Origin of the sequence: Pseudomonas fluorescens (assembly GCF_902497625.1) — a bacterium.
GTDB lineage: Bacteria > Pseudomonadota > Gammaproteobacteria > Pseudomonadales > Pseudomonadaceae > Aquipseudomonas > Aquipseudomonas fluorescens_BQ.
In genome coordinates, this window is the sequence record NZ_CABVGX010000007.1 from 123,030 (window position 1) to 148,512 (window position 25,483).

The following is a 25,483-nucleotide window of genomic DNA, read 5'->3' on the forward strand; positions in this document are numbered from 1 at the left end:
AGCGTCCCAATGGCGACCACCCCCCTGAACAATTCACGGCTTATGTAGAAAGAAGACCAACAAAACCAAGGAAAAATGCAGGCTTCGTGACTGGAAAACCTGACCGGCTCGGTTAACATGCGCGCCAATCGTTCGCTTCCAAGGCTGTCTCGTGTCTTTTGCTTTTCCGTCCTCCCGTTCGCCGCTGTTTCTGGCGCTGATTCTCAGCCCGTCGTTACAGGCAGACGATTTGTTCCTCGACAGCGAGTCACTGCCGCAAGTGCTGACCGCCACCCGACTGAAACAGTCACCGGCGGCGGTACCGGGGAGCATGACGGTGATCGACAACGAGTTGATAACGGCCAGCGGTGCCCGCGATATCAGCGAATTGCTGCGCCTGGTGCCGGGCATGATGGTCGGCAACATCAATGGCAATCAGCCAGCGGTGAATTACCACGGCACCAACGCCAGTGAAGCGCGACGCATGCAAGTACTGATCGATGGCCGCTCCGTCTATCGCGCCGGTCTGGCCACGGTGGACTGGAGCGATATTGCGGTGGCGATGGAGGACATCGAGCGCGTCGAAGTGTTTCGCGGGCCGAATACCGTCAGCTACGGCGCCAATGCGCTGATGGCGGTGGTCAACATCATCACCCGCCACCCGGCCGGCAGCCACGGCACGCGGATGAAAATCACTCGTGGCCAACGCGGCATCAATGATTTTTATGCCAGTCAGGGTCAGGGGTGGGACGGCGGCGACTTGCGCCTCTCGCTGTCCGGGCAGGAGGATGACGGATTTGATTCGGACCGCAGCGGCGCCGATTACCGCGACAGTCGCCGCTTGAACCGCTTCAGCCTCGCCGTCAGCCAGGCGCTGGACGAGCAGCAAAGCATCGACTGGCAATTGAGTGCCAAGGACGGCGCCAATCAACGCCCCTACACTTACCGGCCGGTGTTCTCGGGGATTACCGCGGCGGGGGATAATTCCGACGTCAAGGCCAAGGATTACGCAGGCTCCTTGCGCTGGAACCTCGACCTCGCCCCCGACCACAGCCTTTATATCCAAGGCTCGGCCCAGCACTGGGATCGTCAGCAAACCTGGCGCGCCTGCGACGCGGAGGTGTCGTTCAGTCCACAGTTGGCCGAGCTGTGGCAGCTCAACCCGGACTACACCGAGCGCCTGGCCCGTAATATCGAACGGTTCACCGGGCCCGGGGCGCCGGCCGGCACACCGGCAGAGCAGGCACTGGCTGCTCAGGCGCTCGGACAATGGCGTGACGGCGCCCGCCAGACACTGTGCGGCGATATCGACCAGAGCGCCCGGGAGTCGCGTTACGACCTCGAACTGCAGGACACCCTCAGCCTGTCAGACAGCCTGCGTCTGCTCAGCGGTTTGAACTATCGTTACGACCGGGCCGATTCCGAAACCTATTTCAACGGCACGCTGGATGACACCACCTGGAGAGCGTTTGGGCAGTTCGAATGGCGCGCCAGTGAGCACTGGTTGCTGCAGGGCGGCGCAATGTTCGAAGACACTCAGTTGATCGGCAGCTCGCTGACCCCGCGAATAGCGGTCAATTATTTGATCAATCCGCGCCACGGGTTGCGCGCGGTTTACTCGGAGGCGATCCGCTCGCCGGACATGTTCGAGAACAACGTCAACTGGAGCTATCGGGTGACCAACCTGAAGCCCGGTGCCTACGGCCAGAGCAGCGCGCGCTACTTCGTCAGGACCCGTGGCCCTGGCAATCTTGATCAGGAACACATGCGCTCTCGTGAATTGGGTTACAACGGTTACTTCCCCGGGCCAGGGCTGGCGGTGGACGTGAAGGTATTCCATGACGAAATCACCGGCATGATCAGCGAGCCGCTGCGCAACAATCAGTACATCGCCAGCAATGCCAACAGCTCGCGCTTCAATGGCGCTGAGACCCAACTCGACTGGCGCATGAGTCGCGCCGACCGGTTACGCCTGACCTACGCCTATGTCGATGCCCAAGCGAGCAATCCCCTGGATGCACAACAGACCGCACGCAACAGCGGTTCTGCCGGGTGGCTGCATGACTGGGGCCATGACTGGAACAGCGCCCTCTTCTATTATGGCGACGATGCGCTCAACGGCTACCGCTTCGAACGGGTCGATTCGCGCATTGCCAAACACATCCCGCTGGGCCACGCTCAGCTGGAACTGGCGGGCGTGCTCCAACAGCGACTGGATCGGCAACCCACGACATTCATCGATAATCGCTATGATGAGCGACGAGTGATTTACTTCAGCGCAGAGCTGTCGTTCTAGGATGACGCAATCTCAGTCACGGAAGATGCCACTCCTTGGCCGCTTGCTGGCCGGGGTCTGCCTGTTGTCTGCCGGCCTGCTCACCAATGCGTCTGCCGGCGCCGCCGAGATCCTGCTGACCGGCACCGAGAACAGCCCTGGCATGCACGCCTTCGCCTCGGCACTGGGCGAATTGCGCCCGGCGGACACCGTACGTTTCCAGCCACTGGCCAGCCTGCCGGCCCCCGGTAAATTGCCCAACGCCACCCGTTTGATTCTGCTGGACATGCCAGGACTCGACTGGCGCCTGCAAGACCCTGAGGGTCCGCCCACCCTGGTGCTGCGCATCAGTCGCGTGCAGGCTCATCAGCGTTTGGGTTCGACCGTGCCATCACGCTTGAGCCTGCTCTGGAGTGACCCGCCGCTTGGGCGACAACTGCGTCTGTCGCGCATGCTCTTGCCTGAGGCTAAACGTATTGGCGTGCTTTACGACGACCACAGCGAGTTCCTCCTCAAGGAGCTGCGCCAAGCCGCCAGCCCCCTGGGCCTGGAGATTGTCAGCGAACGCTGGGATGACACCAGCGAAAGCCGCCCGCTGCAACACTTGCTGAAAAACAGCGACGTGTTACTGGGAATCGACGATCCCGACCTGTACAACCCCAAAACCGCGAAGAACCTGCTGCTCAGCAGCTATGCGCGGCAGACTGCGCTGATCGGTCCCAACGCCGCCTTCGTCAAGGCAGGTAGTCTGGCCAGTACCTACAGCGATCAGGCCGACTGGCTGGCTATCCTCGACACCCTGCTCGACCGACCACCTGCGACCTGGCCGCGCACGTACTACCCGCACCGCTTCAAGGTTTCATGTAACCCGCAAGTCGCCCGTTCATTAGGTATGGAACAGATGAATGAAGCATCTGTCGCCTCACTGTTGGCCGAAGGAGAACGCCGCCCATGACCTTCCGTCGTCGCTGGGACATCAATACCCGTACCCAGATCATCAGCCTCGGCCCGGCCCTGTTATTGACCTTGCTGTTGATCAGTTTCTTCACCTTCGTACGAATTCAGGATTTGCGTCAGGAGCTCAACCATACCGGTCAGTTGATCGCTAACCAGCTGGCCCCGGCGACGGAATACGGAGTGATATCAGGCAACAACGAGGTTCTGGAAAGTCTGCTCAAGGCCACCCTGGCCACACCCAATGTGCGCTTCCTTGAGGTTCAGGACAGCGCCGACCGAATTCTCGTGTACGTCGAGCATCCTGCGGAAAGCCACTCCCGCTCCCGTCAGGTCGAGGTGTTTCAGGCGCCGGTCAGGCTTCAGCGCATCGCGCTCAATAATGATTTTTTCCAGAACACCAAGGCGGCCGGCACAGCGCCCGCCGAAGACTACCTGGGTCGGGTGATCGTCGGTCTGTCGAGCGACGCGTTCAACAAACGTCAGCAGGAAATTCTCCTCAAGGCCGCCGTGCTCGCCTTATGCGCACTGCTGTTCACCTTTTTGATTGCGCGACGCCTGGCCAGCAGCCTGTCGAAACCGATCCGCGATATCGGCAATGCGGTCAAGGCCATCCAGTTGGGCGACTACAAGACGCCGCTGCCGATCGTGGACGATGCTGAACTTGGTGCGTTGTCGCAGCACATCAATAATCTTGCCCAAGGGCTTGAGCAGGCCAGTCGCGAGCAGCATCAGGCGATGGCGCAGTTGATCCAGACTCGCGAAGAAGCGGAAAAGGCCAACAACGCCAAATCCGAATTCCTCGCGATGATGAGCCATGAACTGCGCACGCCGATGAATGGCGTGCTGGGTATGCTGCAATTGCTCGAAACCACCGAGATGACCGACGAACAAATCGAGTATGCGGCGCTGGCCTCGGAGTCCACGGAACACCTGCTCAAAGTCATCAATGACATTCTCGATTTTTCGCGCATCGAGCGCTCGGAACTGGAGCTCGAGCACATTCCATTCAACCTCATGGACCTGATCAGCAGCTGCGCACAGTCGTTTCACCACAGTGCCGCGCAACGCGGGCTTGAGCTCGCGCTGTCGATTCCACAGGACATGCGCACGTTGCAGGTGCAGGGCGATCCAACGCGGATCCGGCAGATTCTGGTCAATCTGGTGGGCAATGCACTGAAATTCACCGAGCAAGGCCGCGTCAGCATCGAGCCGCAGTGGCAATCGCTGGATCATGAGTTGTTATGGTTCACCTGCACGGTGCGTGACAGCGGCATCGGTATCCCGGCCGAGAGCCTGGAACTGATGTTCGAGGCGTTCCAGCAAGCCGACAGTTCGATTTCCCGGAGATATGGCGGCACGGGCCTGGGGCTGCCGATCGCCCGTACACTGGCGGAACGCATGGGCGGCACGTTACGCGCGCAGAGCGAGGAAGGAAGCGGCTCGGTATTTACTCTGGAGATACCGCTGGCGCTCTCTAAACAGATGCCAAAGGTGTCGGCGCCGCATTCACCCTCAACGAACAGCGATGGTGCCGGACGCAACGTGTTGCTGGTGGAAGATAATCCGGTCAACCAGACTGTGATCGAGGCAATGTTGCGCAGCCTGGGCTTTACTGTGAGCGTGGCAACCGATGGCGCCCAGGCCGTACGCAGTGCCGAGAGCCTCATATTTGAAGCGATTCTGATGGACTGTCGGCTGCCGATCATTGATGGCTACGAAGCCACTCGCCAGATTCGCCAATTGCCCGGCTGTACTGACGTGCCAATCATCGCCTTGACGGCCAACGCCTTGCAGGGCGACCGCGAAGCCTGTTTATCGGCGGGAATGAACGATTACCTGGCGAAGCCGTTCAAACGTGCCGATCTGCAGCAGATTCTGCAGCGATGGGTGCAGTAGCGCAGGCCTTTCGACCATCTGCGACTGGCGTGACAAGCGAAAGTGCGGCAGTCTTAGGCACCCGAACGGGCCCGAAAAGGGGCTTGAATAAAAATTTCAGTGCACAAGTGTACATTCATGTCCTTGGCGCTGTGACTTTCACTACAACGCAATAGTCTATGAGTAGGCTGCCGGCTCGAGGCATGAACGCTTCGACGGTCGGAAGATTTGCCCCACCTGCCGCATGGGACTATTGAGGAGCTCGCATGACCAAACAAAACGCCTTTACTCGGGAAGATCTGCTGCGCTGCAGTCGCGGTGAGCTGTTCGGCCCGGGTAACGCGCAACTGCCCGCCCCGAACATGCTGATGGTGGATCGCATCACCCATATCAGCGAAGAAGGTGGCAAGTACGGCAAAGGTGAGTTGGTCGCCGAGCTGGATATCACTCCGGACCTGTGGTTCTTCGCTTGTCACTTCGAAGGCGATCCGGTGATGCCGGGCTGCCTCGGTCTGGATGCCATGTGGCAACTGGTCGGTTTCTTCCTGGGCTGGCAAGGCCTGCCAGGCCGCGGCCGTGCACTGGGTTCGGGCGAAGTGAAGTTCTTTGGTCAGGTCCTGCCGACCGCGAAGAAAGTTACGTATAACATTCAGATCAAGCGCGTCCTCAAAGGCAAGCTGAACCTCGCCATCGCTGACGGTTCGGTAACGGTTGACGGTCGCGAGATCTACACTGCCGAAGGCCTCCGGGTCGGCGTTTTCACCTCCACTGACAACTTCTAAGGGTTATCCGCATGCGCCGCGTCGTTATCACTGGTCTAGGCATCGTTTCGTGCCTGGGCAATGACAAAGAGACCGTCTCCGCTAACCTGCGTGCAAGTCGCCCTGGCATCCGGTTCAATCCGGAATATGCTGAAATGGGTCTGCGTAGCCAGGTTTCCGGCTCCATCGACCTTCCCCTCGAAGAGCTGATCGATCGCAAGATCTATCGCTTCGTCGGCCACGCGGCGGCTTACGCCTACCTGGCCATGAAAGACGCCATCGCCGACTCCGGTCTGACCGATGAGCAAGTCTCCAACCCGCGGACCGGCCTGATTGCCGGGTCCGGTGGCGCCTCCACGCTGAACCAGATGGAAGCGCTGGACATCCTGCGCGAGAAGGGCGTGAAGCGCGTTGGCCCATACCGCGTGACGCGGACCATGAGCAGCACCGTTTCCGCTTGCCTGGCCACGCCATTCAAGATCAAAGGCCTGAACTACTCCATCGCTTCCGCCTGCGCGACCAGTGCTCACTGTATCGGTACCGCCATGGAACAGATCCAGATGGGCAAGCAGGACATCGTGTTCGCCGGCGGCGGGGAAGAAGAGCATTGGAGCCAGTCGTTCCTGTTCGACGCCATGGGCGCACTGTCCAGCCAGTACAACGAAACTCCGGAAAAAGCTTCCCGTGCATACGACGCCAAGCGTGACGGTTTTGTCATTGCCGGCGGTGGCGGCATGGTCGTGGTTGAAGAGCTGGAACACGCTCTGGCCCGCGGCGCGAAGATCTACGCAGAGATCGTTGGCTACGGCGCGACTTCCGACGGCTACGACATGGTCGCCCCAAGCGGTGAAGGCGCCATCCGCTGCATGCAGATGGCGATGTCGACCGTCGACGCACCAATCGACTACCTGAACACCCACGGCACTTCGACCCCGGTCGGCGACGTCGCGGAGATGAAAGGTGTGCGGGAAGTGTTCGGCGATAAAGCTCCGGCGATCAGCTCCACCAAGAGCCTGTCCGGCCACTCCCTGGGCGCCGCCGGCGTCCACGAAGCGATCTATTGCATGCTGATGATGGAAGGCAACTTCATGGCGGGTTCCGCCAACATCGACGAACTCGACCCGGAGGTGGCCGACATGCCGATTCTGACGAAAACTCGAGAAGACGCCACCATCAACACCGTGATGAGCAACAGCTTCGGTTTCGGCGGCACCAACGCCACGCTGGTTCTGAAACGCTGGTCGGGCAAGTAATACCGCCCTGCTCCACAAGCTGCACATGAAAACGCCCCGACTGGTTCGGGGCGTTTTTTTGTGCCTTGAGAAAATGAATTCACCTCAGCTCCCGTAGCAGCTGGCGAAGCTTGCGTTCGGCGACGCAGTCGTCGTGAAATCAGCTACTTCGATGAATCAGGCAGACCGCATACACCGAATTTACGACGACTGCGTCGCCGAACGCAGGCTCTGCCAGCTGCTACAAGTCGTGCGCAACCTGCAGTTTTGTTCTTCGTGAACATGAAGCTTTTGTCATGAAACTATCGGCGCTGCGACTGAATGTCGCGGATTGCGCGGGCTGCAGGACTGCTGTGGATTTTGCACAAAACCCTTTCAGAATTCAGGCATTTACTAAGCAAGCTAACCAATCATATAAAAGAGTCCTGCACACGCCTTGGTGCAGGTAACCGAGATTGGAGCTAGCAGATGACTGTAAAAGTAACTGAACGCGACGATTCACATATGTCCCACGAAGGCGTAGCCGCCGGTGTGCGGATCTGGGATGTGCACCAGCAAGACCTGCTGGTCGGAATGTTTCACTCCGAAACCGACGCCCACAACTACCGGGCCGAACTGGAAACACTGGAACAGCAGCGGCAGCAGAACAGCGTTTGAGCAACTACAGCATTGAAAACGACAGACCCCGCCATGAGCGGGGTTTGTCGTTGTGCCATCCGTTACCGGGTTACCACATCAAATCGTCAGGGATCTGGTACGCCGCGTATGGATCATCTTCGACGGCCACTTCCTCCGTCTGCACATTCATCTGCACAATGCGTTGCGGATCGCGCTCCTGAATCTTCAGGGCCGCCTCACGGGGAATCACTTCATAGCCGCCGGCGTGGTGCACGATAGCCAGTGAACCGCTGCTGAGCTTGTTGCGCATCAGCGTGTTGACGGAAATACGCTTGACCTTCTTGTCGTCGACAAAGTTGTAATAGTCTTCTGTCGTCAGCTTCGGCAACCGCGAGGCTTCGATCAACTGCTTGACCTGCGCGGCCCGGGCCTTGGCTTCAGCCTTCTCGACCTGCTGGCGGTTCAGTTCCTGATCGCGCTTGACCTTCTCGGCCATGGCTTCCTGAGCGGCACGCTGTTGCGTGTCATCCAGTTCAATCTGGCCTTTGTGAGCCAGGCGTTGCTGCTTCTGCTTGTCTTTGCCGACCTGTTTGGCCTGCTTCTGATTGACCAGCCCTGCTTTGAGTAACTGGTCGCGAAGGGAAATGCTCATGGTGCTTATTTCTCACTTAGGCAACTGCTCAACCGCAGCTGGGCAAATTCTTTTCCTGACGTTTGGCTTCACCCCACAGGGCGTCCAACTCTTCGAGGGTGCAATCTTCCACGGGACGACCGCTATCGCGCAATGCCTGTTCGATAAAACGGAAGCGTCTGTCGAACTTGTTGTTAGCGCCACGCAGCGCCGACTCTGGATCGACCTTCAGATGACGTGCCAGATTGACCACGGAAAACAGCAGGTCGCCGACTTCATCGGCGATCGCTACCGGGTCGTTGTCGGCCATGGCTTCGAGTATTTCATCGAGTTCTTCACGAACCTTGTCCAGCACCGGCAAAGCGTCCGGCCAGTCGAAACCGGCCTGAGCTGCACGCTTCTGCAATTTGGCAGAGCGTGACAGGGCCGGCAGGGCTGCGGGCACGTCATCAAGCAAGGACAACTGTTCCGGCGCGGCAGACTTCTCGGCGCGCTCTTCGGCCTTGATCTCTTCCCAACGCAGCTTGACCTGTTCCTCACTCAAACGCGGAACGTCCACCGGCGCGTACAGATCGCCGGTCGGGAATACGTGTGGATGCCGACGTATCAACTTGCGGGTAATGCTGTCGATCACCCCGGCGAACTCGAATCGGCCTTCTTCCCGTGCCAGCTGACTGTAATAAACCACCTGAAACAATAGATCGCCCAACTCGCCCTGCAGGTGATCAAAGTCACCGCGCTCAATGGCATCGGCCACTTCGTAGGCTTCCTCGAGGGTGTGCGGGACGATGGTCGCGTAAGTCTGCCTGATGTCCCACGGGCAACCGAACTGCGGGTCGCGCAGACGGGACATCAGGTGCAATAAGTCTTCAAGGCTGTACATCAAAAATCCCATTCAAACGCAGGCTTTTTGTAGGAGCTGCCGGAGGCTGCGATCTTTTTTGTGGCGCTGCCGGTAGCCAGGATCAAAAGATCGCAGCCTTCGGCAGCTCCTACAGATCTACCAATCACGGCGCACGGTTACGCCGGGTTTCGATGATGTTCGGCAACTGCGAAATCCGTCCGAGCAATCGCCCCAACGCATCCAGCCCCGGAATTTCGATCGTCAGGGACATCAACGCAGTGTTGTCCTCTTTGTTCGAACGGGTGTTGACCGCCAGCACATTGATCCGCTCGTTGAGCAGCACTTGCGATACATCACGCAGCAGACCGGAACGATCGTAAGCGCGGATGATGATGTCCACAGGATACGTGAGCACCGGTACCGGCCCCCAGCTGACCTGGATGATCCGCTCCGGCTCGCGTCCGCCGAGTTGCAACACGGAGGCGCAATCCTGGCGATGAATGCTCACCCCGCGGCCCTGGGTGATGTAGCCGACGATGGCATCGCCCGGCAGCGGCTGACAGCAGCCGGCCATCTGCGTCATCAGGTTGCCTACGCCCTGAATCTGAATGTCGCCACGCTTGCCCGGTTTGTAGCCGGTGGCCTTGCGCGGGATCAATTCCAGCTGTTCGTTACCGCGCTCAGGCTCGACCAGTTGCTGCGCAAGGTTCACCAGTTGCGCGAGTCGTAAATCGCCGGCACCCAGCGCTGCGTACATGTCCTCGGCGGTCTTCATGTTGGCCTTGTCGGCCAGTTTTTCGTAGTCCACCGCCGGCAGACCGAGGCGACTCAACTCTCGCTCAAGCAGGGTTTTACCAGCCGCGACGTTCTGATCACGGGCCTGCAATTTGAACCAGTGAACGATCTTCGCCCGCGCCCGCGACGTGGTGATGTAGCCCAGGTTCGGGTTCAGCCAGTCGCGGCTCGGCGTGCCGTGCTTGCTGGTGATGATCTCGACCTGTTCGCCAGTTTGCAGGCTGTAGTTGAGCGGCACGATCCGCCCGTTGATTTTCGCGCCGCGGCAGTTGTGGCCAATCTCGGTGTGCACGCGGTAGGCGAAGTCCAGCGGGGTCGATCCTTTCGGCAGGTCGATCGCGTGACCGTCCGGGGTGAAGATGTACACGCGGTCCGGCTCGATATCTACGCGCAGCTGTTCGGCCAGGCCACCAATATCGCCCAGCTCTTCGTGCCACTCGAGGACCTGACGCAACCAGGAAATCTTCTCTTCGTAGTGATTCGAACCGGATTTGACGTCGGTGCCCTTATAGCGCCAGTGTGCGCAAACGCCCAGTTCGGCCTCTTCGTGCATCGAGTGGGTGCGAATCTGCACTTCCAGCACCTTGCCTTCAGGCCCGATCACCGCGGTATGTAACGAGCGGTATCCGTTTTCTTTGGGGTTGGCGATGTAGTCGTCGAATTCTTTCGGGATGTGCCGCCATAACGTATGGACGATGCCCAGCGCGGTGTAGCAGTCGCGCATTTCCGGAACCAGCACGCGCACGGCGCGAACGTCGTAGATCTGGCTGAAGGCCAGGCCTTTGCGCTGCATTTTCCGCCAGATCGAATAGATGTGCTTGGCCCGGCCGCTGATGTCGGCATCAACGCCGGTAGCCTGCAGTTCGATCTTCAGCTGGCTCATCACATCGGCAATGAAGCGCTCGCGATCCAGACGCCGTTCGTGCAACAGGTTGGCGATCTGTTTGTACTGATCAGGCTCCAGGTAACGGAAAGACAGGTCTTCCAGTTCCCACTTGATGTGGCCGATGCCGAGGCGGTGCGCGAGTGGCGCGTAGATGTCGAACACCTCGCGCGCCACGCGGTTGCGTTTTTCGTCGTCGGCGGTTTTTACCGCGCGGATTGCGCAGGTGCGCTCGGCCAGTTTGATCAGCGCTACGCGAACGTCATCGACCATGGCAACCAGCATTTTGCGCAGGTTTTCGACCTGGCCCTGGGTGCCCAGCACCATGGACTGGCGCGGGCTCAGGCTGGCGCTGATTGCCGCCATGCGCAACACGCCGTCAATCAGCTTGGCGACCACCGGACCAAATCGCTGGCTTACCGCCGGCAGATCGATCTGGCCCTCGCGCACGCCGCGGTACAGGACCGCAGCGACCAGCGAATCCTGATCCAGTTTGAGGTCGGCGAGAATCTCGGCGATCTCAAGGCCGGTGCGGAAGCTTGATGTCCCTTCGGACCACAGATTCTTTGCCGCATTGGCCTGTTGTTCGGACACGCGGGCGAATTCGCACGCGTCTTTCAAGGCTTCGCGATCCAGTGCCAGATCGACACTGACCGCATGATCGAGCCAAGCCTCGAGATTGATACTGCCGTCGGTGTTGATCGGCTGGTGTGCTCTCACCTGTACCATCTTGCTTTACCTTCCCTACGACGCAGATTCAATGCGTCAAATCGCTGACCTTCATTACCAGTACGCTCTCGTGGGGCTAGGACGAGTGCTGCGCAAGCGGGTCAGTCGGACCAGACGAGCCGTCCTGGCTCGCTTCAAATAACGCCATGGCCTCGACATGTGCCGTCTGAGGAAACATATCGAGAATCCCGGCACGTTTTAACCGGTAGCCCTGCTTGATCAATTCGACCGTGTCGCGCGCCAGCGTTGCCGGGTTGCACGACACATACACCAACCGTTTGGCGCCCATGCCCTTGAGCTTGCGCACGACCTCGAAAGCACCGTCACGCGGTGGGTCCAAGAGTACCGCAGAAAAGCCTTCGCGCGCCCATTCGCCATCGGCCAAAGGCTGGGACAAATCGGCCTGAAAAAACTGCACGTTATGCAAATTGTTGCTGACGGCATTGGCAGCCGCGCGCTCCACCATTGCCTGAACACCTTCAACCGCAACCACTTCGCGGACGGCTTTCGCCAGCGGCAATGCAAAGTTGCCCAAACCACAGAATAGATCTAGAACACGCTCGTGCCCGGCCGGCTTCAACCAGTCCAGCGCCTGGGCAATCATGGCATCATTGACCGCTGCGTTGACCTGAATGAAATCTCCCGGCCTGTACGCCAGGTCCAGGTCCCATTGCTCCAGGCGATAACCCAGCGCCTGATCAGCGTCGACCGGTTGCGGCTCGCCATTTCCATGCAGCCACAACTGAGCCTCATGGAGCGCGCAGAAATCCTTGAGAATCGTCAGGTCGGCGTCAGACAACGGCGCCATGTGACGCAACAAAACTGCCAGCGAAGTGCCGCTGAACAGTTCGACATGGCCGAGCGCTTGAGGTTTGCTCAGGCGTCGTAACATGTCCGGCAAGCGGCTGATGATCGGTTGCAAGGGCTGTACCAGCACCGGGCATTCACTGATCGCAACAATGTCCTGACTGCCTGCCGCGCGAAAGCCGACTTCAAGGTGTTTCGCCTTCATGTCCCAGCGCACTGCGACCCGGGCGCGCCGACGATAGGCGAACTCCGGACCGCTCAGTGGCGCCGCCCATTCTTCGGGCTCGACGCCGGCGACCTTGGACAATTGCTCGGCGAGCATGCGCTGTTTGAGGACAAGTTGTTCGCTGTGGGGCAGATGCTGAACGCTGCAGCCGCCACAGCGTCCGAAATGTATGCAGGGGGCAGGCCGGCGCAGCTCGCTGGCCTGGAACACGCGCTCGGTGCGCGCCTCGACCACTTTGCCATGGGCGCCCAGCACCCGCGCCTCAATTTCTTCGCCGGCAAGGGCTCCGAGGACGAACCAGGTGCGCCCTTCGAAGAACGCGATGCCGCGACCGTCATTCGCCAGGCGCTCGATGCTCAGGCGCTGCTTCTTGCCGGTCGGAATCTGTGGGGCCTTGCTGCCACCAGCGGGCTGGAAGCGCAGGCCTCTCTCATGCTTGGCCATCAGTTGGGCGCGTCGAAAATGCCGGTCGACAGGTATCGGTCGCCACGGTCGCAAATGATCGCGACGATCACCGCGTTTTCAACCTCTCTGGACAGGCGCAGCATGGCTGCCACGGCACCGCCCGAAGACACGCCGCAGAAGATGCCTTCCTCGCGGGCCAGACGTCGGGTGACGTCCTCGGCTTCGCCTTGCGCCATGTCCACGATACGGTCCACGCGCTCGGCCTGATAAATCTTCGGCAGGTATTGCTGCGGCCAGCGCCGAATGCCCGGGATCGCCGAACCTTCCATCGGTTGCAGGCCAACGATCTGCACGGTATCGCTCTGCTCTTTCAAATAGCGCGAGACACCCATGATCGTGCCGGTGGTGCCCATCGAACTGACGAAATGGGTAATGGTGCCCCCGGTCTGACGCCAGATCTCCGGACCGGTGCTGGTGTAATGCGCCTCGGGATTATCGCCATTGGCGAATTGGTCCAGGACTTTGCCACGGCCTTCGGCTTCCATTCGCTGAGCGAGGTCGCGCGCGCCTTCCATGCCTTCTTCCTGAGTGACCAGAATCAGCTCGGCGCCATAGGCGGTCATCGCCGCCTTGCGCTCGGCACTGGAGTTGTCCGGCATGATCAAGATCATCTTGTAACCCTTGATTGCAGCGGCCATGGCCAGCGCAATCCCGGTGTTACCTGACGTCGCTTCGATCAGCGTGTCACCGGCCTGGATCTGCCCGCGCAGCTCGGCGCGGGTGATCATCGACAGCGCCGGACGGTCCTTGACCGAACCCGCCGGGTTGTTCCCTTCCAGCTTGAGCAAAAGGGTATTGCTGGTGGCGCCAGGCAGGCGCTGCAAACGAACCAGCGGAGTGTTGCCGACGCAATCGGCGATGGTTGGGTACTGCAAGGTCATGGCGTATTCGCAATCCAGACTGCGGGGGCGCCTATCATACCGGCAAACGTTCGCAGGCCATATCACGCAAAGTGCGGTACTTATTGCTTATGGGAATAAGGGCACAGGCGTGGACTTTCCACGACCGACCTACTTGAACGTAGCGCCAAGCCTGCCTGCTAATGCGGCGTTACGGCCCAACACCCTCATCCGCCACCAACCGCAAATTTACCCTCAATCCCACCTTGGTATTCTCCGCCCAAAGCCGCCCCCCCTGCCGTTGCACCGCGTTCCTCGCAATGCTCAATCCCAACCCAAACCCACCATCCCCCGGACGCGAACCATCCAGCCGGATGAACGGCGAGAAAATTCGCTCCAGATCCGCCTCCGCCACGCCGCCGCCCTGATCGTCCAGCCACAGGTGCCAGTAATCGCCCTCGCGGCGTCCATTCAGGCGCACAACGCCGCCTTCAGGCGAATGACGAATGGCGTTGCGCAGAATGTTTTCCAGCGCCTGCGCCAAGGTGTTGAGATTGCCACGTACCCAGCAGGACGCATCCACCTCGCACTGCAACTGACGCTCCGGCCAGCAGGTTTCATAACAGGCGTTTTCGGTGAGCATTTCCCACAGAGCCTGGATCTGGATAGCTTCATCGGCCAGCGGCGCGCGTTCGGTGTCGAGCCAGGCCAATTGCAAGGTGTCTTCGACCAGACGCTGCATGCCGTCGACTTCACGGCCAATGCGCTCGCGCAGCGGCAGCAGTGATTGTTCGCTCTCACTGGCGACCCGTAACCGGCTCAGCGGTGTGCGCAATTCATGGGACAGGTCGCGCAGCAGTTGCTGTTGCAGGGCGACGGTCGACTGCAGGCGCTCGGACATTTGATCGAAGGCGCGAGCCAGTTCGCCGAGTTCGTCCGGGCGTTCGGTGGTATGGCTCGACAGACGCACATTGAGTTGATCGGCGCGCCAGGCGTTGGCCTGTTCGCGCAATTGGTTCAACGGCACCACCAGCAGACGGTAGAGGCCAACGCACAGCAGCAAGGTAAACAGCCCCGGAATGACGCCGTTGGTGATGACGCGCCAGAACACTCGATAGTGCCCGGGCACGAAGCGTTGCGGCAATTCGATCACCAGGCTGCCGGCTGACGGATGATTGGGAAACGGCACGCGCAACCACGGCAGGCCTTTTTTGTGAATGGGCCAGTCGAGCCCGCGCAAGAACGTCAGGCGCTCGATGTCCTTGTCCGTCAGCGGCCCGGTGCTGAGCGATTGCAGATCACCGCCAATGACGCCGACCCAGCTCTTTTCACGCTGGCGCATCGTCTGCAACCAGTCATCGACGCCCTTTCGCTGCCCTTGCTGCCAGGCCTGTTCGGCCTCGGCGGCGTAGCGCGTCAGCGTGCCGCGCGCCTCGTCCGAGAGGAACTGGTTGCGCTCCTCCATATAGCGTCCCCAGGACCAGCTCAACCAGATCATCAGCAGGCAGAACGCCATCAACAGACACGCCAGTTTCCAGAATAGTGAATGCCTGCCCGGCAGATCAGCCCATTTCATGGTCGGCGCTCAATACGTAACCCTTGCCCCACACCGTGCGCACTTCCCGTTCGGTGTAGCCGATGGCCTTCAGTTTGCGGCGGATCTGGCTGATGTGCATGTCGAGGCTGCGGTCATGAGCCGCGTAACCGCGCTGCAAAACGTGCTGATAAAGGAAGGCTTTGCTCAGCACTTCATCGCTGTTGCGGTGCAAGGTGTCCAGCAAGCGGTACTCACTGCGGGTCAGCGTCGCGCCGTGCGCGCCGAAGTAGACCTCGAAGCTTTCATCGTCGAATCGCAGACTGTCCGCCGCGACCACAGGCGACTCAGGCGCCGGTCGGCGATCGAGCGCGACGCGACGCAGGATCGCTTCGATGCGCACGCGCAGCTCGGCCATACTGAAAGGCTTGGGCAGGTAGTCATCCGCGCCGAGGCGAAAACCGCTGATGCGATCGGCCTCGGCTCCCAGCGCCGACATCAACACCACCGGTGTGGAATGGCTCTGGCGAAACTGCGTCAAGACCTTCAGGCCGTTGAGGCCGGGAAGCAGAATGTCCATCAGCACTACATCGAAAGACTGCTGACGCGCCATCGCCAAACCTTCCTGACCGTTCTGACACCAGGTCACCTGGAAGCCGCTGCGGCCCAGTTCCTCGTGGACATAGGCGCCGAGTACCAGATCGTCTTCAATGGAAAGGATTCGAGGTGTACCAACAGAGATGGGATTCATGAGTATCTGCAAATAATTCTCAGTTGGAGATTATTGAAGATTGCATCGCCTTGGGCAACCCAAGGTTTGCTCAAGACGCGAAAGCGTCGGACTGTCCGACGAATGACGACATTCAATTTACGAAGATTGCCCGCCGGCAAATCGCTACACTGCGCGAGTGGCGGGTGCCGGATGCACGCGCAGATTCATAACGGGCTGGATGCAGGAGAACGGCGTGCTGAAGAAACTGGGAATCAAAGGCCGCGTGCTGTTGCTGACCTTGCTGCCAACGAGCCTGATGGCGTTGGTGCTGGGAGGCTATTTCACCTGGACGCAGTTGACGGATCTGCAGAGCCAGCTCATGCAGCGCGGCGAAATGATCGCCGAACAACTGGCGCCGCTGGTGGCGCCCGCCCTGAGCCACAAAAACATCGCAATGCTTGAACGCGTCGCCACCCAATCGCTGGAGACCCAGGATGTGCGCGCAGTCACGTTGCTCGCTGCGGACCGCACGCCGCTGGCTCACGCCGGCCCGACCATGCTCAATCCGGCACCCGCCGGCGATGGCTCGCAATTGTTGCGGCGCAGTGGCAAGGATGCGACACGTTATCTGCTGCCAGTATTCGGAAAGCACCGTAATCTGGCCGGTGACGTGATTCCCGATGAAGCCGAGCGATTACTGGGTTGGGTGGAAATTGAACTCTCGCATAACGGCATGCTGCTGCGCGGGTATCGTAGCCTTTTCGCCAGCCTGCTGCTGATCGGTGCGGGGCTGGCCGGTGCGGCGCTGCTGGCGTTGCGCATGGGTCGTACGATCAATCGGCCGTTGAGCCAGATCAAACAGGCCGTGGCGCAACTCAAGGATGGCAATCTGGAAACCCGCTTGCCGCCGCTCGGCAGTCATGAACTGGATGAACTGGCGTCGGGCATCAACCGCATGGCCGGCACTCTGCAAAACGCGCAGGAAGAACTGCAGCACAGCATCGACCAAGCCACCGAAGACGTGCGGCAGAATCTGGAAACCATCGAGATTCAGAACATCGAGCTCGACCTCGCGCGCAAGGAAGCGCTGGAAGCGAGCCGGATCAAGTCGGAATTCCTGGCCAACATGAGCCACGAAATCCGTACCCCGCTCAATGGCATTCTCGGTTTTACGCATCTGCTGCAAAAGAGCGAGCTGACTCCGCGCCAGCTTGATTACCTGGGCACCATCGAAAAATCTGCCGATAGCCTGCTGGGCATCATCAACGAGATTCTCGATTTCTCGAAAATCGAAGCCGGCAAACTGGTCCTTGACCAAATACCGTTCAACCTGCGCGATCTGCTCCAGGACACTTTGACCATCATGGCGCCGGCGGCGCATGCCAAGCAGCTGGAGCTGGTGAGTCTGGTTTACCGCGACACGCCACTGTCGCTGGTGGGTGATCCGCTGCGGCTCAAACAGATTCTGACCAATCTGGTCAGCAACGCGATCAAGTTCACCCGCGAAGGCACCATCGTCGCCCGCGCCATGCTCGAAGACGAACACGAAGACAGTGTGCAATTGCGCATCAGCATTCAAGACACCGGCATTGGCCTGTCCAGCCAGGACGTTCGCGTGCTGTTTCAAGCGTTCAGCCAGGCCGACAATTCGCTGTCGCGGCAACCCGGTGGCACAGGTCTGGGGCTGGTGATTTCCAAACGCTTGATCGAGCAGATGGGCGGCGAGATTGGCGTCGACAGCACACCCGGGGAAGGCTCGGAGTTCTGGATCAGCCTGAAGCTGCCGAAAGCCCGCGACGATGTCGAAGACTTGCCTGGCGCGCCGCTGCTGGGGCGCCGGGTCGCGGTCCTGGAAAACCATGAACTGGCCCGTCAGGCGCTGCAGCATCAACTCGAAGATTGCGGGTTGCTGGTCACACCTTTCAACACCCTGGAAAATCTCACCAACGGCGTGACCGGGGCGCATCAGACCGATCAGGGCATTGACCTGGCGGTACTCGGTATCACCAGCAAAGACATGCCTCCCGAGCGCCTCAATCAGCATATCTGGGACCTGGAACATCTGGGCTGCAAAGTGCTGGTGCTGTGCCCGACCACGGAGCAGACGCTGTTCCACCTGTCCGTGCCCAACCCTCACAGCCAACTCCAGGCAAAACCGGCGTGCACACGTAAATTGCGCCGGGCTTTATCGGATCTGGTCAGCCCGCGCCAGCAACGCAGCGAACCCGGCGAGCCGGTTTCCAGCCGCGCGCCGAAGGTGCTGTGTGTCGACGACAATCCGGCCAATCTGCTGCTGGTGCAGACCTTGCTCGAAGACCTGGGCGCCAAAGTGCTTGCAGTGGAAAGTGGCTATGCAGCGGTAAAGGCCGTGCAGATCGAAACGTTCGACCTGGTCTTGATGGACGTGCAGATGCCCGGCATGGATGGACGCCAGAGCACTGAAACCATTCGCCAATGGGAAAGCGAACGGCACAGCACACCGTTGCCGATCGTGGCGCTGACTGCTCACGCCATGGCCAACGAGAAGCGCGCATTGCTGCAAAGCGGCATGGACGATTACCTGACCAAACCGATCAGCGAACGGCAGCTGGCGCAGGTGGTGTTGAAGTGGACCGGGCTGGCGCTGCGTGTTCAAGCGCCGGAGCGCGTTAGCGACAATTCCGGCAACAACGAGTTGCAGGTGCTTGATCACGAAGAAGGTCTGCGTCTGGCGGCGGGCAAAGCCGATCTGGCGGCAGACATGCTGGCGATGTTGCTCGCTTCGCTGGAGGCTGACCGCGAGGCGATTCGTTTCGCCCGCGACACGAACGACCACAACGCATTGATTGAGCGGGTTCATCGTCTGCATGGCGCCACCCGCTATTGTGGCGTGCCGCAACTGCGTGCCGCCTGCCAGCGCAGCGAAACCCTGCTCAAGCAACAGGATCCCCGGGCTTACAGCGCCCTGGAAGAGCTGGACCGGGCGATCAATCGTCTGGCGTCACATGCGCGGATCAATGCCTGACCGGAGTAAATGGAGAGCCGCATGCAGATCATCCTTTTCAGCAGCCAGACCTACGACCGCGACAGTTTTCTCAGTGCCGAGCTTCCCGCCGGGATCGAGATGCACTTCCAGCCAGCACGCCTGAATCTCGACACCGTTGCGCTGGCCAACGGTCATGAGGTGGTCTGTGCCTTCATCAATGACGACCTCAGCGCGCCGGTACTCGAAAATTTGGCCGCCGGCGGAACGCGCCTGATCGCGTTGCGTTCAGCCGGTTACAACCATGTTGATCTGGCGACAGCGAAGCGCCTCGGTCTGGGAATCGTCCGGGTTCCGGCCTATTCGCCGCACGCAGTGGCCGAACACGCAGTTGCGTTGATTCTGGCGTTGAACCGGCGTTTGCATCGCGCCTATAACCGCACCCGTGATGGGGATTTCAGCCTGCACGGGCTGACCGGTTTCGACCTGGTGGGCAAGACGGTTGGCGTAGTCGGCACCGGACAAATCGGCGCGACCTTTGCGAAAATCATGAACGGTTTCGGCTGCACTCTGCTGGCCTATGACCCGTATCCCAACTCCGAGGTCGAAGCGCTTGGCGCGCGATACCTGAGCTTGCCGCAGCTGTTGGCGCAGGCACAGATCATCAGCCTGCACTGCCCGCTCAATGACCAGAGCAAACACCTGATCAATCGCCAGTCCCTGCAGCACATGCAGCCCGGCGCGATGTTGATCAATACCGGTCGTGGCGGGCTGGTCGACACGCCGGCGCTGATCGACGCCTTGAAGGACGGACAGCTGGGCTATCTTGGGCTGGACGTGTACGAAGAGGAGGCTCAGTTGTTTTTCGAGGACCGATCCGATCTGCCGCTGCAGGACGACGTGCTGGCGCGACTGCTGACCTTCCCGAACGTGATCATCACCGCCCACCAGGCTTTCCTGACTCGCGAAGCGCTGGGCGCAATTGCCAGCACAACATTGCAGAATATTGCAGCCTGGGCGGCCGGCACTCCGCAGAATCTGGTCGAGGCTGGTTGAACCGGATCGAAGGTCATTTGCCCGCGCAGTGCTGGCGTGATGTCCGTGCTAGCATGCCGCGCATATTTGGAGGACCCATGGTCGAACACGATTTCCGCTATAGCCTGATGAACCCGCAACACACCCTTACTGAATGCCGCGCTCTGGTGCCTGGGCGTTATCAAGTCACCGGTAACGGCGGCTCGATTCGCAACAATGACGTGTTGGTCGTGACCCTCAAGGGCGCCAGGGACTTGTCCATGCGACTGACCGTCGAAACGGTCCGCCATCTGATCAATCCGCCAGGTCAATGGGTCGCGGTGGCGAGTGGTCCGGTGTTCGGCGAGCTGGCGATCCACAGCTGGAAGGTCAATTGCGACAGCTGCACCAAAGAGCTGAGCTTCGAATTCGCAGTGGACGCCAAGCTGGGGAACAAGGCTGAAAGACCGGCCGCCACGGCACGCATCGCCGAGTTGGGCTGGAAGTCAGTCGGTGACAAGCACCTGTGCCCGAAATGCCAGGAGCCTGCTTGATGAAGCGCTTTGTTCTGGCCGCCATGGTAAGCGCCGGCCTGCTGGGATGCGCCGCTGAACCGGTGAAGTTGCAGCAAAATCGCAGTTACATTCTGGAATGGATCGGCGAACGCCCGTTGATGGATTACAGCCATTTGACCATCACCCTGGGCGAAGACGGTCGGGCTTATGGCAACGGTGGCTGCAACCACTGGTTCGCGCCGTACACGCTGGAGGGCGACAAGTTAAGCTTCGGCAGAATCGGCAGTACCCGCAAAATGTGTGCGCCGGCGTTGATGGAGCAGGAGCAACGCTTCCTCCAGGCTCTGGAGAAGGTTCAGCGTTGGGATGTTTCGCCGATCGATCAGATGCGTTTCTGGCCGGCTGAAGGCAAGCCGTTGCGCTGGTGGCTTGAAGAGGGTTGATCATCAAGCTGAAAAGATCGCAGCCTCGCCAAGGCTCGACAGCTCCTACGGTGCGCTCGTCAGGTCAAGATGATAGTTCCCACGCCTAGCGTGGGAATAATTGTGTCATCCCCGCAGAAGCTGTCGAGCCTTGGCGAGGCTGCGATCTTTGCCTTTAATTTTTAGCCTGCAATGCCTCAAGTTTCGCCAACACCCCCGCCGCCGTCTGCTCACCCATCAACTGTTCGCGCACCTTGCCCTTGTCATCGATGATGTAAGTCACCGGCAACGCCTCACTGCGTGGCAATTCGAACACTTCTGCCGGATCCTGCGCAAGCACGGTGAATCTGATGCCCAGTTTCTCGCTGGCCTCTTTCAGTTCTGCGCCCTGCACGTTGTCGAAATTGACACCGAAGACGCCGATGTCCTTGCTCTTGAGCTGATCCGCCAGAGCGTTCAATTCCGGAATCTCGGTACGGCACGGGCCGCACCACTCCGCCCAGTAATTGAGCACCAGCCACTGTTTGTCCAGACGCTCGGCCGCGATCTTCTGACCGTTCTGATCGATGCCATAGTCATTGCCGCAGCCCCCCAGCATTAACGCCCCGATCATCGCCAATGCCGCTGCCAGTCGTCTTGTCATGTCCTGATCCCTGTGAAAAAAAGGAAACCGCTGCGACCCATTGCCTCCCAAGGTTCTGGATTACGCGTTGCACGGTTAGAATAGCCGCCACCTTACGCAAGATGCGACCCGCACATGACCGATCTGACGCTTTATCACAATCCGCGCTGCTCGAAATCCCGCGGTGCGCTCGAACTGCTGGAAGCCCGGGGCCTGATTCCGACCGTGGTGCGCTACCTGGAAACGCCGCTGAATGAAGAACAACTGCAGAGCCTGCTGAAAAAGCTCGGCATCAGCGCCCGGCAACTGCTGCGTACGGGCGAAGACGAATACAAAGCCCTCAACCTCTCCGACGCCAGCCTCGGTGAAGAGCAACTGATCGCCGCCATCGCGGCACACCCGAAGCTGATGGAGCGGCCAATTCTCGAAGTCGGCGACAAAGCCGTCATCGGCCGTCCGCCGGAAAACGTGCTGGAGTTGCTGCCGTGACTGCGCCGTACATTCTGGTCCTGTATTACAGCCGCAGCGGCTCGACCAATGAAATGGCCCGGCAAATCGCTCGCGGCGTCGAGCAGGCCGGCCTTGAGGCGCGCTTGCGCACCGTGCCGCCGATCTCTGCCGAATGCGAAGCGGTGTCGCCGGACATTCCCGACGAAGGTGCGTTGTATGCCATCCTCGATGATCTGAAAAACTGCGCCGGCCTGGCCCTCGGCAGCCCGACCCGTTTTGGCAATATGGCAGCGCCGCTGAAATACTTCATCGACGGCACCAGCAACCTGTGGCTGACCGGCGCGCTGGTCGGCAAACCGGCAGGTGTTTTCACTTCTACCGCGAGTCTGCACGGCGGTCAGGAAACCACACTGCTATCAATGATGTTGCCGTTGCTGCACCACGGCATGCTGATCACCGGCCTGCCCTACAGCGAATCGGCGCTGCTGGACACCCGCGGTGGCGGTACGCCGTATGGCGCCAGTCACCACGCTGGCGCTGACGGTAAAAGTGGCCTGGATGAACATGAAATGGCGCTGTGCCGAGCGTTAGGCATGCGGCTGGCAAAGACTGCGCAAAAGCTGGGGAACTGACGTGGCGAAGAAGCCGAAAATCCTTCCCTCCATCGAATGGCTTGAACCGCGCGTGCGGGCCATGCGCGTGATCGCGCTGCTGTGTTTCCTCGGCCTGGTGGGCTTGTTGTGCGTTTATTACCTGCTGATCGCGGACCTGCACGGCGCGCGGCCTTGGGTGATTTTGCTGATCGAACTGGTGCCGCTGCTGGTGTTGGCGCCGGGCATGCTGGCCGGAAGCGCACGCGGGCATTCGTGGATGTGTTTTGTGGTGAACCTTTATTTCATGAAAGGCGCCCTGGCGGCGTTCGACCCGAACCGGCAGCTGTTCGGCCTGCTGGAAATGGGCGCTAGCCTGGCAGTGTTCTGTTCGGCGCTGTTGTATGTGCGCTGGCGGTTTCAGCTGAATCGCAGGCTGGCGGGTGAAGGTGAGCCCTCCGTTGCCTGATTGAACAGATCACAGCGCGCGAATGTGGCGAGGCGGCTCGCCCCTGTGGGCGGCGAAGCGGTCCCGAAAACCAGAGATCAGCCCAGGATTTTGTGAGTGCTACGCACTCAAGCGGGGGCAAGCCCCCTCGCCACAACTCGCAGGCTGCGATCTTTCGAGCCGCCCATAATTTTAATGGTTGACGGTGTAGGCCAACATCATCGACAGCTGGCTCATCGGCCGCCCGCCACTTTCTTCGTGCCACTGGTTGAACACGCCTTGCACCGTTGCCAGATCGCGCAGACTGGTCGGCGCTTTGTCGACGATTTTCTGCGCATTCAGCGCAGCGACTACGTCATAACTCGGCACAAAGGTGTCCTTGCCGACCATGCGCAAAAACCGCGGTGCCGACAACCCGCCGAGTTGATGTCCGCGCTTCTTCAGATATGTCCACAACCCGACAATATCGGTCACTGGCCAGTCGGCAATCAAGGCGCCAAAACTGCCCCGTTCATGAGCCTCGTCCAGCACGAATTGCGCATTGCGAGGCACACTCTTGAGTTTGCCCAAGTGACGAATGATTCGCGCGTCCTGCATCAGGCGCTCAAGGTGCTCGGCACTCATCAGCACGACTTTCTCAGGGTCGAACCTGAAGAATACCTCTTCGAAAGACGGCCACTTGGAATCCACCAGACTGTGCTTGAGCCCGGCGCGGAAAACCCGCAGCGCCATGGTCGAGAGGTAGCGGTCGTCGCTGATCTTGCGCAGTTGAGCCGGGGTTTTCGGAACGGGCAGATGGGCTTCCAGTTTAGCCGCCGAACCAAAGCGGTTCAGGCAGTATTCGTGCAGCCACTTGTAATCTTGCATGCCCTCTCCTGAGGTTTGACAATAAAAAAACGTGCCGGGAGCTGTGGTGAGGGGGGCTTGCCTCCGTGGGCGGCGAAGCAGTCCGGCAATTGACAATAAGCCAGAGATTTTGTGAGTGCTGCGCACTCAAACGAGGGCAAGCCCCCCCTCGCCACAGATCGCGCACTCAATGGTGTTTACAGATTGACGACATTCACAAAACGCGAAGCCGCAGTTTCGTCGATTTTCAGGCGGGAGAAATCGAACAGATTGCGGTCGGCCAGTTGCGACGGAATCACGTTTTGCAGGCTGCGGAAGATACTTTCGGTGCGGCCCGGCGTTTTCAGTTCCCATTCCTGCAGCATTTCCTTGACCACCTGACGCTGCAGGTTTTCCTGGGAGCCGCAAAGGTTGCACGGGATGATCGGGAATTGCTTGAAGTCCGAGTAGGCCTGGATGTCTTTCTCGTTGCAGTAGGCCAGCGGACGAATCACCACATTGCGCCCATCGTCGGCGCGCAACTTCGGTGGCATGGCCTTCAATGAGCCGTTGAAAAACATGTTGAGGAAGAACGTTTCGACGATGTCATCACGGTGATGGCCTAGAGCCATCTTGGTCGCGCCGATTTCATCGGCGAAAGTGTACAACGTGCCTCGACGCAGGCGCGAACACAGCGAACAGGTGGTTTTTCCTTCAGGAATAAGCTCCTTGACCACCGAGTAAGTGTCTTTCTCGACAATGTGGTATTCGACACCCAGCGCTTTCAGATAGGCCGGCAGCACGTGCTCGGGAAAGCCGGGCTGCTTCTGGTCCATGTTCACGGCCACGATTTCAAACTTGATCGGCGCGACTTTTTGCAAATGCAGCAGCACGTCGAGCAGGGTGTAGCTGTCCTTGCCACCGGACAGGCAAACCATGACCTTGTCGCCGTCTTCAATCATGTTGAAATCGGCAACCGCCTCACCCGCCTGGCGGCGAATACGCTTTTGCAGTTTGTTCTGGTTGACCGTGAGAGTGCCCATGACGCGAATCCGTGAGGTGTGACGACAGGCCGGCATTTTACGCAAAAACCTGCCTATCGCGAAGTACCTGCCGATACGCGCCTGTAGCAGCTGGCGAAGCCTGCATCCCGCTACCCAAATCCCCTGTAGCAGCTGGCGAAGCCTGCGTCCCGCTACCCAAATCCCCTGTAGCAGCTGGCGAAGCCTGCGTCCGGCTACCCAAATCCCCTGTAGCAGCTGGCGAAGCCTGCGTCCGGCTACCCAAATCCCCTGTAGCAGCTGGCGAAGCCTGCGTCTGCGGCTAACGCAGGTCTCATGTAAAACACTGGGGTAGCCGACGCAGGCTTCGCCAGCTGCTACAGGGATTGCGAACTGCCAGAGCTTGCGGCGATTAGCCATGCCTTTTACAGCGCAATTTGCTCTAAGGCCCCTGCACATGCGCCGACAAGTC

At 59.8% G+C, this 25,483-nt stretch carries 23 protein-coding genes; 13 read left to right on the top strand and 10 right to left on the bottom strand.

Annotated elements, in window-relative coordinates; translation table 11 throughout:
- Positions 1-151 precede the first annotated feature (151 nt).
- The 6 genes from F8N12_RS06645 (at position 152) to F8N12_RS06670 (ending at position 7,736) form a co-directional block, all read left to right on the top strand.
- On the top strand, positions 152-2,275 hold the full coding sequence (locus F8N12_RS06645) for a TonB-dependent receptor plug domain-containing protein (RefSeq protein WP_150579742.1): 2,124 nt from the start codon (positions 152-154) through the stop codon (positions 2,273-2,275).
- 1 nt (position 2,276) lies between these two features.
- Entirely contained in the window at positions 2,277-3,209 is a 933-nt protein-coding gene (locus tag F8N12_RS06650) for an ABC transporter substrate-binding protein (protein WP_150579743.1), read from the top strand.
- Positions 3,206-5,107, top strand: coding sequence for an ATP-binding protein (locus tag F8N12_RS06655; RefSeq protein ID WP_150579744.1), 1,902 nt, complete (start codon positions 3,206-3,208; stop codon positions 5,105-5,107). The genes F8N12_RS06650 and F8N12_RS06655 overlap by 4 nt, the downstream gene beginning before the upstream one ends.
- A gap of 245 nt (positions 5,108-5,352) precedes the next feature.
- Positions 5,353-5,868: a 3-hydroxyacyl-[acyl-carrier-protein] dehydratase FabA gene (gene fabA / locus F8N12_RS06660; protein ID WP_017127984.1), complete on the top strand. Its 516-nt coding sequence runs from the start codon at positions 5,353-5,355 to the stop codon at positions 5,866-5,868.
- A gap of 11 nt (positions 5,869-5,879) precedes the next feature.
- Positions 5,880-7,100 carry a beta-ketoacyl-ACP synthase I gene (gene fabB, locus F8N12_RS06665; RefSeq protein WP_150579745.1) on the top strand — a complete coding sequence of 407 codons (1,221 nt, stop codon included), beginning with the start codon at positions 5,880-5,882 and terminating at the stop codon, positions 7,098-7,100.
- A 447-nt stretch (positions 7,101-7,547) separates the two neighbouring features.
- Entirely contained in the window at positions 7,548-7,736 is a 189-nt protein-coding gene (locus F8N12_RS06670; protein WP_150579746.1) for a hypothetical protein, read from the top strand.
- Positions 7,737-7,806: 70 nt separating this feature from the next.
- On the opposite strand, the gene F8N12_RS06675 is transcribed toward F8N12_RS06670, so the two are convergent.
- The 7 genes from F8N12_RS06675 to F8N12_RS06705 all read right to left on the bottom strand — a co-directional run bounded on the left by F8N12_RS06675 (position 7,807) and on the right by F8N12_RS06705 (position 16,201).
- Positions 7,807-8,349 (bottom strand): DUF2058 domain-containing protein, encoded by a 543-nt coding sequence (locus F8N12_RS06675; RefSeq protein WP_028622821.1) that lies wholly within the window; start codon positions 8,347-8,349, stop codon positions 7,807-7,809.
- Positions 8,350-8,377: 28 nt separating this feature from the next.
- Positions 8,378-9,211, bottom strand: a complete 834-nt coding sequence (gene mazG / locus F8N12_RS06680; protein ID WP_150579747.1) for a nucleoside triphosphate pyrophosphohydrolase — start codon at positions 9,209-9,211, stop codon at positions 8,378-8,380.
- 124 nt (positions 9,212-9,335) lie between these two features.
- Complete coding sequence (gene relA, locus F8N12_RS06685) at positions 9,336-11,579, bottom strand: GTP diphosphokinase (protein ID WP_150579748.1); 2,244 nt, start codon at positions 11,577-11,579, stop codon at positions 9,336-9,338.
- A gap of 76 nt (positions 11,580-11,655) precedes the next feature.
- Positions 11,656-13,056 (bottom strand): 23S rRNA (uracil(1939)-C(5))-methyltransferase RlmD, encoded by a 1,401-nt coding sequence (gene rlmD / locus F8N12_RS06690; protein ID WP_150579749.1) that lies wholly within the window; start codon positions 13,054-13,056, stop codon positions 11,656-11,658.
- Entirely contained in the window at positions 13,056-13,958 is a 903-nt protein-coding gene (gene cysM, locus F8N12_RS06695; RefSeq protein WP_150579750.1) for a cysteine synthase CysM, read from the bottom strand. Before cysM ends, rlmD begins: the two co-directional genes overlap by 1 nt.
- Positions 13,959-14,127: 169 nt before the next feature.
- Positions 14,128-15,492, bottom strand: a complete 1,365-nt coding sequence (locus F8N12_RS06700; RefSeq protein ID WP_150579751.1) for a sensor histidine kinase — start codon at positions 15,490-15,492, stop codon at positions 14,128-14,130.
- Positions 15,479-16,201: a response regulator transcription factor gene (locus tag F8N12_RS06705; protein ID WP_150579752.1), complete on the bottom strand. Its 723-nt coding sequence runs from the start codon at positions 16,199-16,201 to the stop codon at positions 15,479-15,481. The genes F8N12_RS06700 and F8N12_RS06705 overlap by 14 nt, the downstream gene beginning before the upstream one ends.
- 214 nt (positions 16,202-16,415) lie before the next feature.
- Here F8N12_RS06705 and F8N12_RS06710 point away from each other — a divergent pair, with 214 nt between their 5' ends.
- The 4 genes from F8N12_RS06710 to F8N12_RS06725 all read left to right on the top strand — a co-directional run bounded on the left by F8N12_RS06710 (position 16,416) and on the right by F8N12_RS06725 (position 21,096).
- On the top strand, positions 16,416-19,166 hold the full coding sequence (locus tag F8N12_RS06710; RefSeq protein ID WP_150579753.1) for a response regulator: 2,751 nt from the start codon (positions 16,416-16,418) through the stop codon (positions 19,164-19,166).
- 21 nt (positions 19,167-19,187) lie between these two features.
- Positions 19,188-20,180 (top strand): 2-hydroxyacid dehydrogenase, encoded by a 993-nt coding sequence (locus F8N12_RS06715; RefSeq protein ID WP_150579754.1) that lies wholly within the window; start codon positions 19,188-19,190, stop codon positions 20,178-20,180.
- A 77-nt stretch (positions 20,181-20,257) separates the two neighbouring features.
- Positions 20,258-20,692 (top strand): hypothetical protein, encoded by a 435-nt coding sequence (locus F8N12_RS06720; RefSeq protein ID WP_150579755.1) that lies wholly within the window; start codon positions 20,258-20,260, stop codon positions 20,690-20,692.
- Positions 20,692-21,096, top strand: a complete 405-nt coding sequence (locus F8N12_RS06725; RefSeq protein WP_150579756.1) for an META domain-containing protein — start codon at positions 20,692-20,694, stop codon at positions 21,094-21,096. Before F8N12_RS06720 ends, F8N12_RS06725 begins: the two co-directional genes overlap by 1 nt.
- A gap of 154 nt (positions 21,097-21,250) precedes the next feature.
- Here F8N12_RS06725 and F8N12_RS06730 read toward each other — a convergent pair whose 3' ends face one another.
- Complete coding sequence (locus F8N12_RS06730; protein WP_150579757.1) at positions 21,251-21,718, bottom strand: TlpA disulfide reductase family protein; 468 nt, start codon at positions 21,716-21,718, stop codon at positions 21,251-21,253.
- A gap of 114 nt (positions 21,719-21,832) precedes the next feature.
- On the opposite strand from F8N12_RS06730, the gene arsC reads away from it, so the two are divergent.
- Genes arsC through F8N12_RS06745 form a run of 3 tightly spaced genes read left to right on the top strand, consistent with a single transcriptional unit; the run spans position 21,833 to position 23,206 of the window.
- Complete coding sequence (gene arsC, locus F8N12_RS06735) at positions 21,833-22,186, top strand: arsenate reductase (glutaredoxin) (protein ID WP_150579758.1); 354 nt, start codon at positions 21,833-21,835, stop codon at positions 22,184-22,186.
- Positions 22,183-22,779: an NAD(P)H:quinone oxidoreductase gene (gene wrbA, locus F8N12_RS06740; RefSeq protein WP_150579759.1), complete on the top strand. Its 597-nt coding sequence runs from the start codon at positions 22,183-22,185 to the stop codon at positions 22,777-22,779. The genes arsC and wrbA overlap by 4 nt, the downstream gene beginning before the upstream one ends.
- Before the next feature lies 1 nt (position 22,780).
- A complete protein-coding gene (locus F8N12_RS06745) occupies positions 22,781-23,206 on the top strand; it encodes a DUF2069 domain-containing protein (RefSeq protein WP_150579760.1) in 426 nt (141 codons plus the stop codon).
- 171 nt (positions 23,207-23,377) lie between these two features.
- Here F8N12_RS06745 and F8N12_RS06750 read toward each other — a convergent pair whose 3' ends face one another.
- Together F8N12_RS06750 and ttcA are read right to left on the bottom strand one after the other, a co-directional pair.
- Positions 23,378-24,052 (bottom strand): DNA-3-methyladenine glycosylase I, encoded by a 675-nt coding sequence (locus tag F8N12_RS06750; RefSeq protein ID WP_150579761.1) that lies wholly within the window; start codon positions 24,050-24,052, stop codon positions 23,378-23,380.
- Positions 24,053-24,228: 176 nt separating this feature from the next.
- A complete protein-coding gene (gene ttcA, locus F8N12_RS06755; protein ID WP_150579762.1) occupies positions 24,229-25,053 on the bottom strand; it encodes a tRNA 2-thiocytidine(32) synthetase TtcA in 825 nt (274 codons plus the stop codon).
- Between the last annotated feature and the right edge of the window lie 430 nt (positions 25,054-25,483).

Coding starts and splice junctions, on each gene's coding strand:
- F8N12_RS06650 (WP_150579743.1), top strand. CDS start 2,277: ATGACGCAATCTCAGTCACGGAAGATGCCACTCCTTGGCCGCTTGCTG.
- F8N12_RS06655 (WP_150579744.1), top strand. CDS start 3,206: ATGACCTTCCGTCGTCGCTGGGACATCAATACCCGTACCCAGATCATC.
- fabA (WP_017127984.1), top strand. CDS start 5,353: ATGACCAAACAAAACGCCTTTACTCGGGAAGATCTGCTGCGCTGCAGT.
- fabB (WP_150579745.1), top strand. CDS start 5,880: ATGCGCCGCGTCGTTATCACTGGTCTAGGCATCGTTTCGTGCCTGGGC.
- F8N12_RS06670 (WP_150579746.1), top strand. CDS start 7,548: ATGACTGTAAAAGTAACTGAACGCGACGATTCACATATGTCCCACGAA.
- F8N12_RS06675 (WP_028622821.1), bottom strand. CDS start 8,349: ATGAGCATTTCCCTTCGCGACCAGTTACTCAAAGCAGGGCTGGTCAAT.
- mazG (WP_150579747.1), bottom strand. CDS start 9,211: ATGTACAGCCTTGAAGACTTATTGCACCTGATGTCCCGTCTGCGCGAC.
- relA (WP_150579748.1), bottom strand. CDS start 11,579: ATGGTACAGGTGAGAGCACACCAGCCGATCAACACCGACGGCAGTATC.
- rlmD (WP_150579749.1), bottom strand. CDS start 13,056: ATGGCCAAGCATGAGAGAGGCCTGCGCTTCCAGCCCGCTGGTGGCAGC.
- cysM (WP_150579750.1), bottom strand. CDS start 13,958: ATGACCTTGCAGTACCCAACCATCGCCGATTGCGTCGGCAACACTCCG.
- F8N12_RS06700 (WP_150579751.1), bottom strand. CDS start 15,492: ATGAAATGGGCTGATCTGCCGGGCAGGCATTCACTATTCTGGAAACTG.
- F8N12_RS06705 (WP_150579752.1), bottom strand. CDS start 16,201: ATGAATCCCATCTCTGTTGGTACACCTCGAATCCTTTCCATTGAAGAC.
- F8N12_RS06715 (WP_150579754.1), top strand. CDS start 19,188: ATGCAGATCATCCTTTTCAGCAGCCAGACCTACGACCGCGACAGTTTT.
- F8N12_RS06720 (WP_150579755.1), top strand. CDS start 20,258: ATGGTCGAACACGATTTCCGCTATAGCCTGATGAACCCGCAACACACC.
- F8N12_RS06725 (WP_150579756.1), top strand. CDS start 20,692: ATGAAGCGCTTTGTTCTGGCCGCCATGGTAAGCGCCGGCCTGCTGGGA.
- F8N12_RS06730 (WP_150579757.1), bottom strand. CDS start 21,718: ATGACAAGACGACTGGCAGCGGCATTGGCGATGATCGGGGCGTTAATG.
- arsC (WP_150579758.1), top strand. CDS start 21,833: ATGACCGATCTGACGCTTTATCACAATCCGCGCTGCTCGAAATCCCGC.
- F8N12_RS06750 (WP_150579761.1), bottom strand. CDS start 24,052: ATGCAAGATTACAAGTGGCTGCACGAATACTGCCTGAACCGCTTTGGT.
- ttcA (WP_150579762.1), bottom strand. CDS start 25,053: ATGGGCACTCTCACGGTCAACCAGAACAAACTGCAAAAGCGTATTCGC.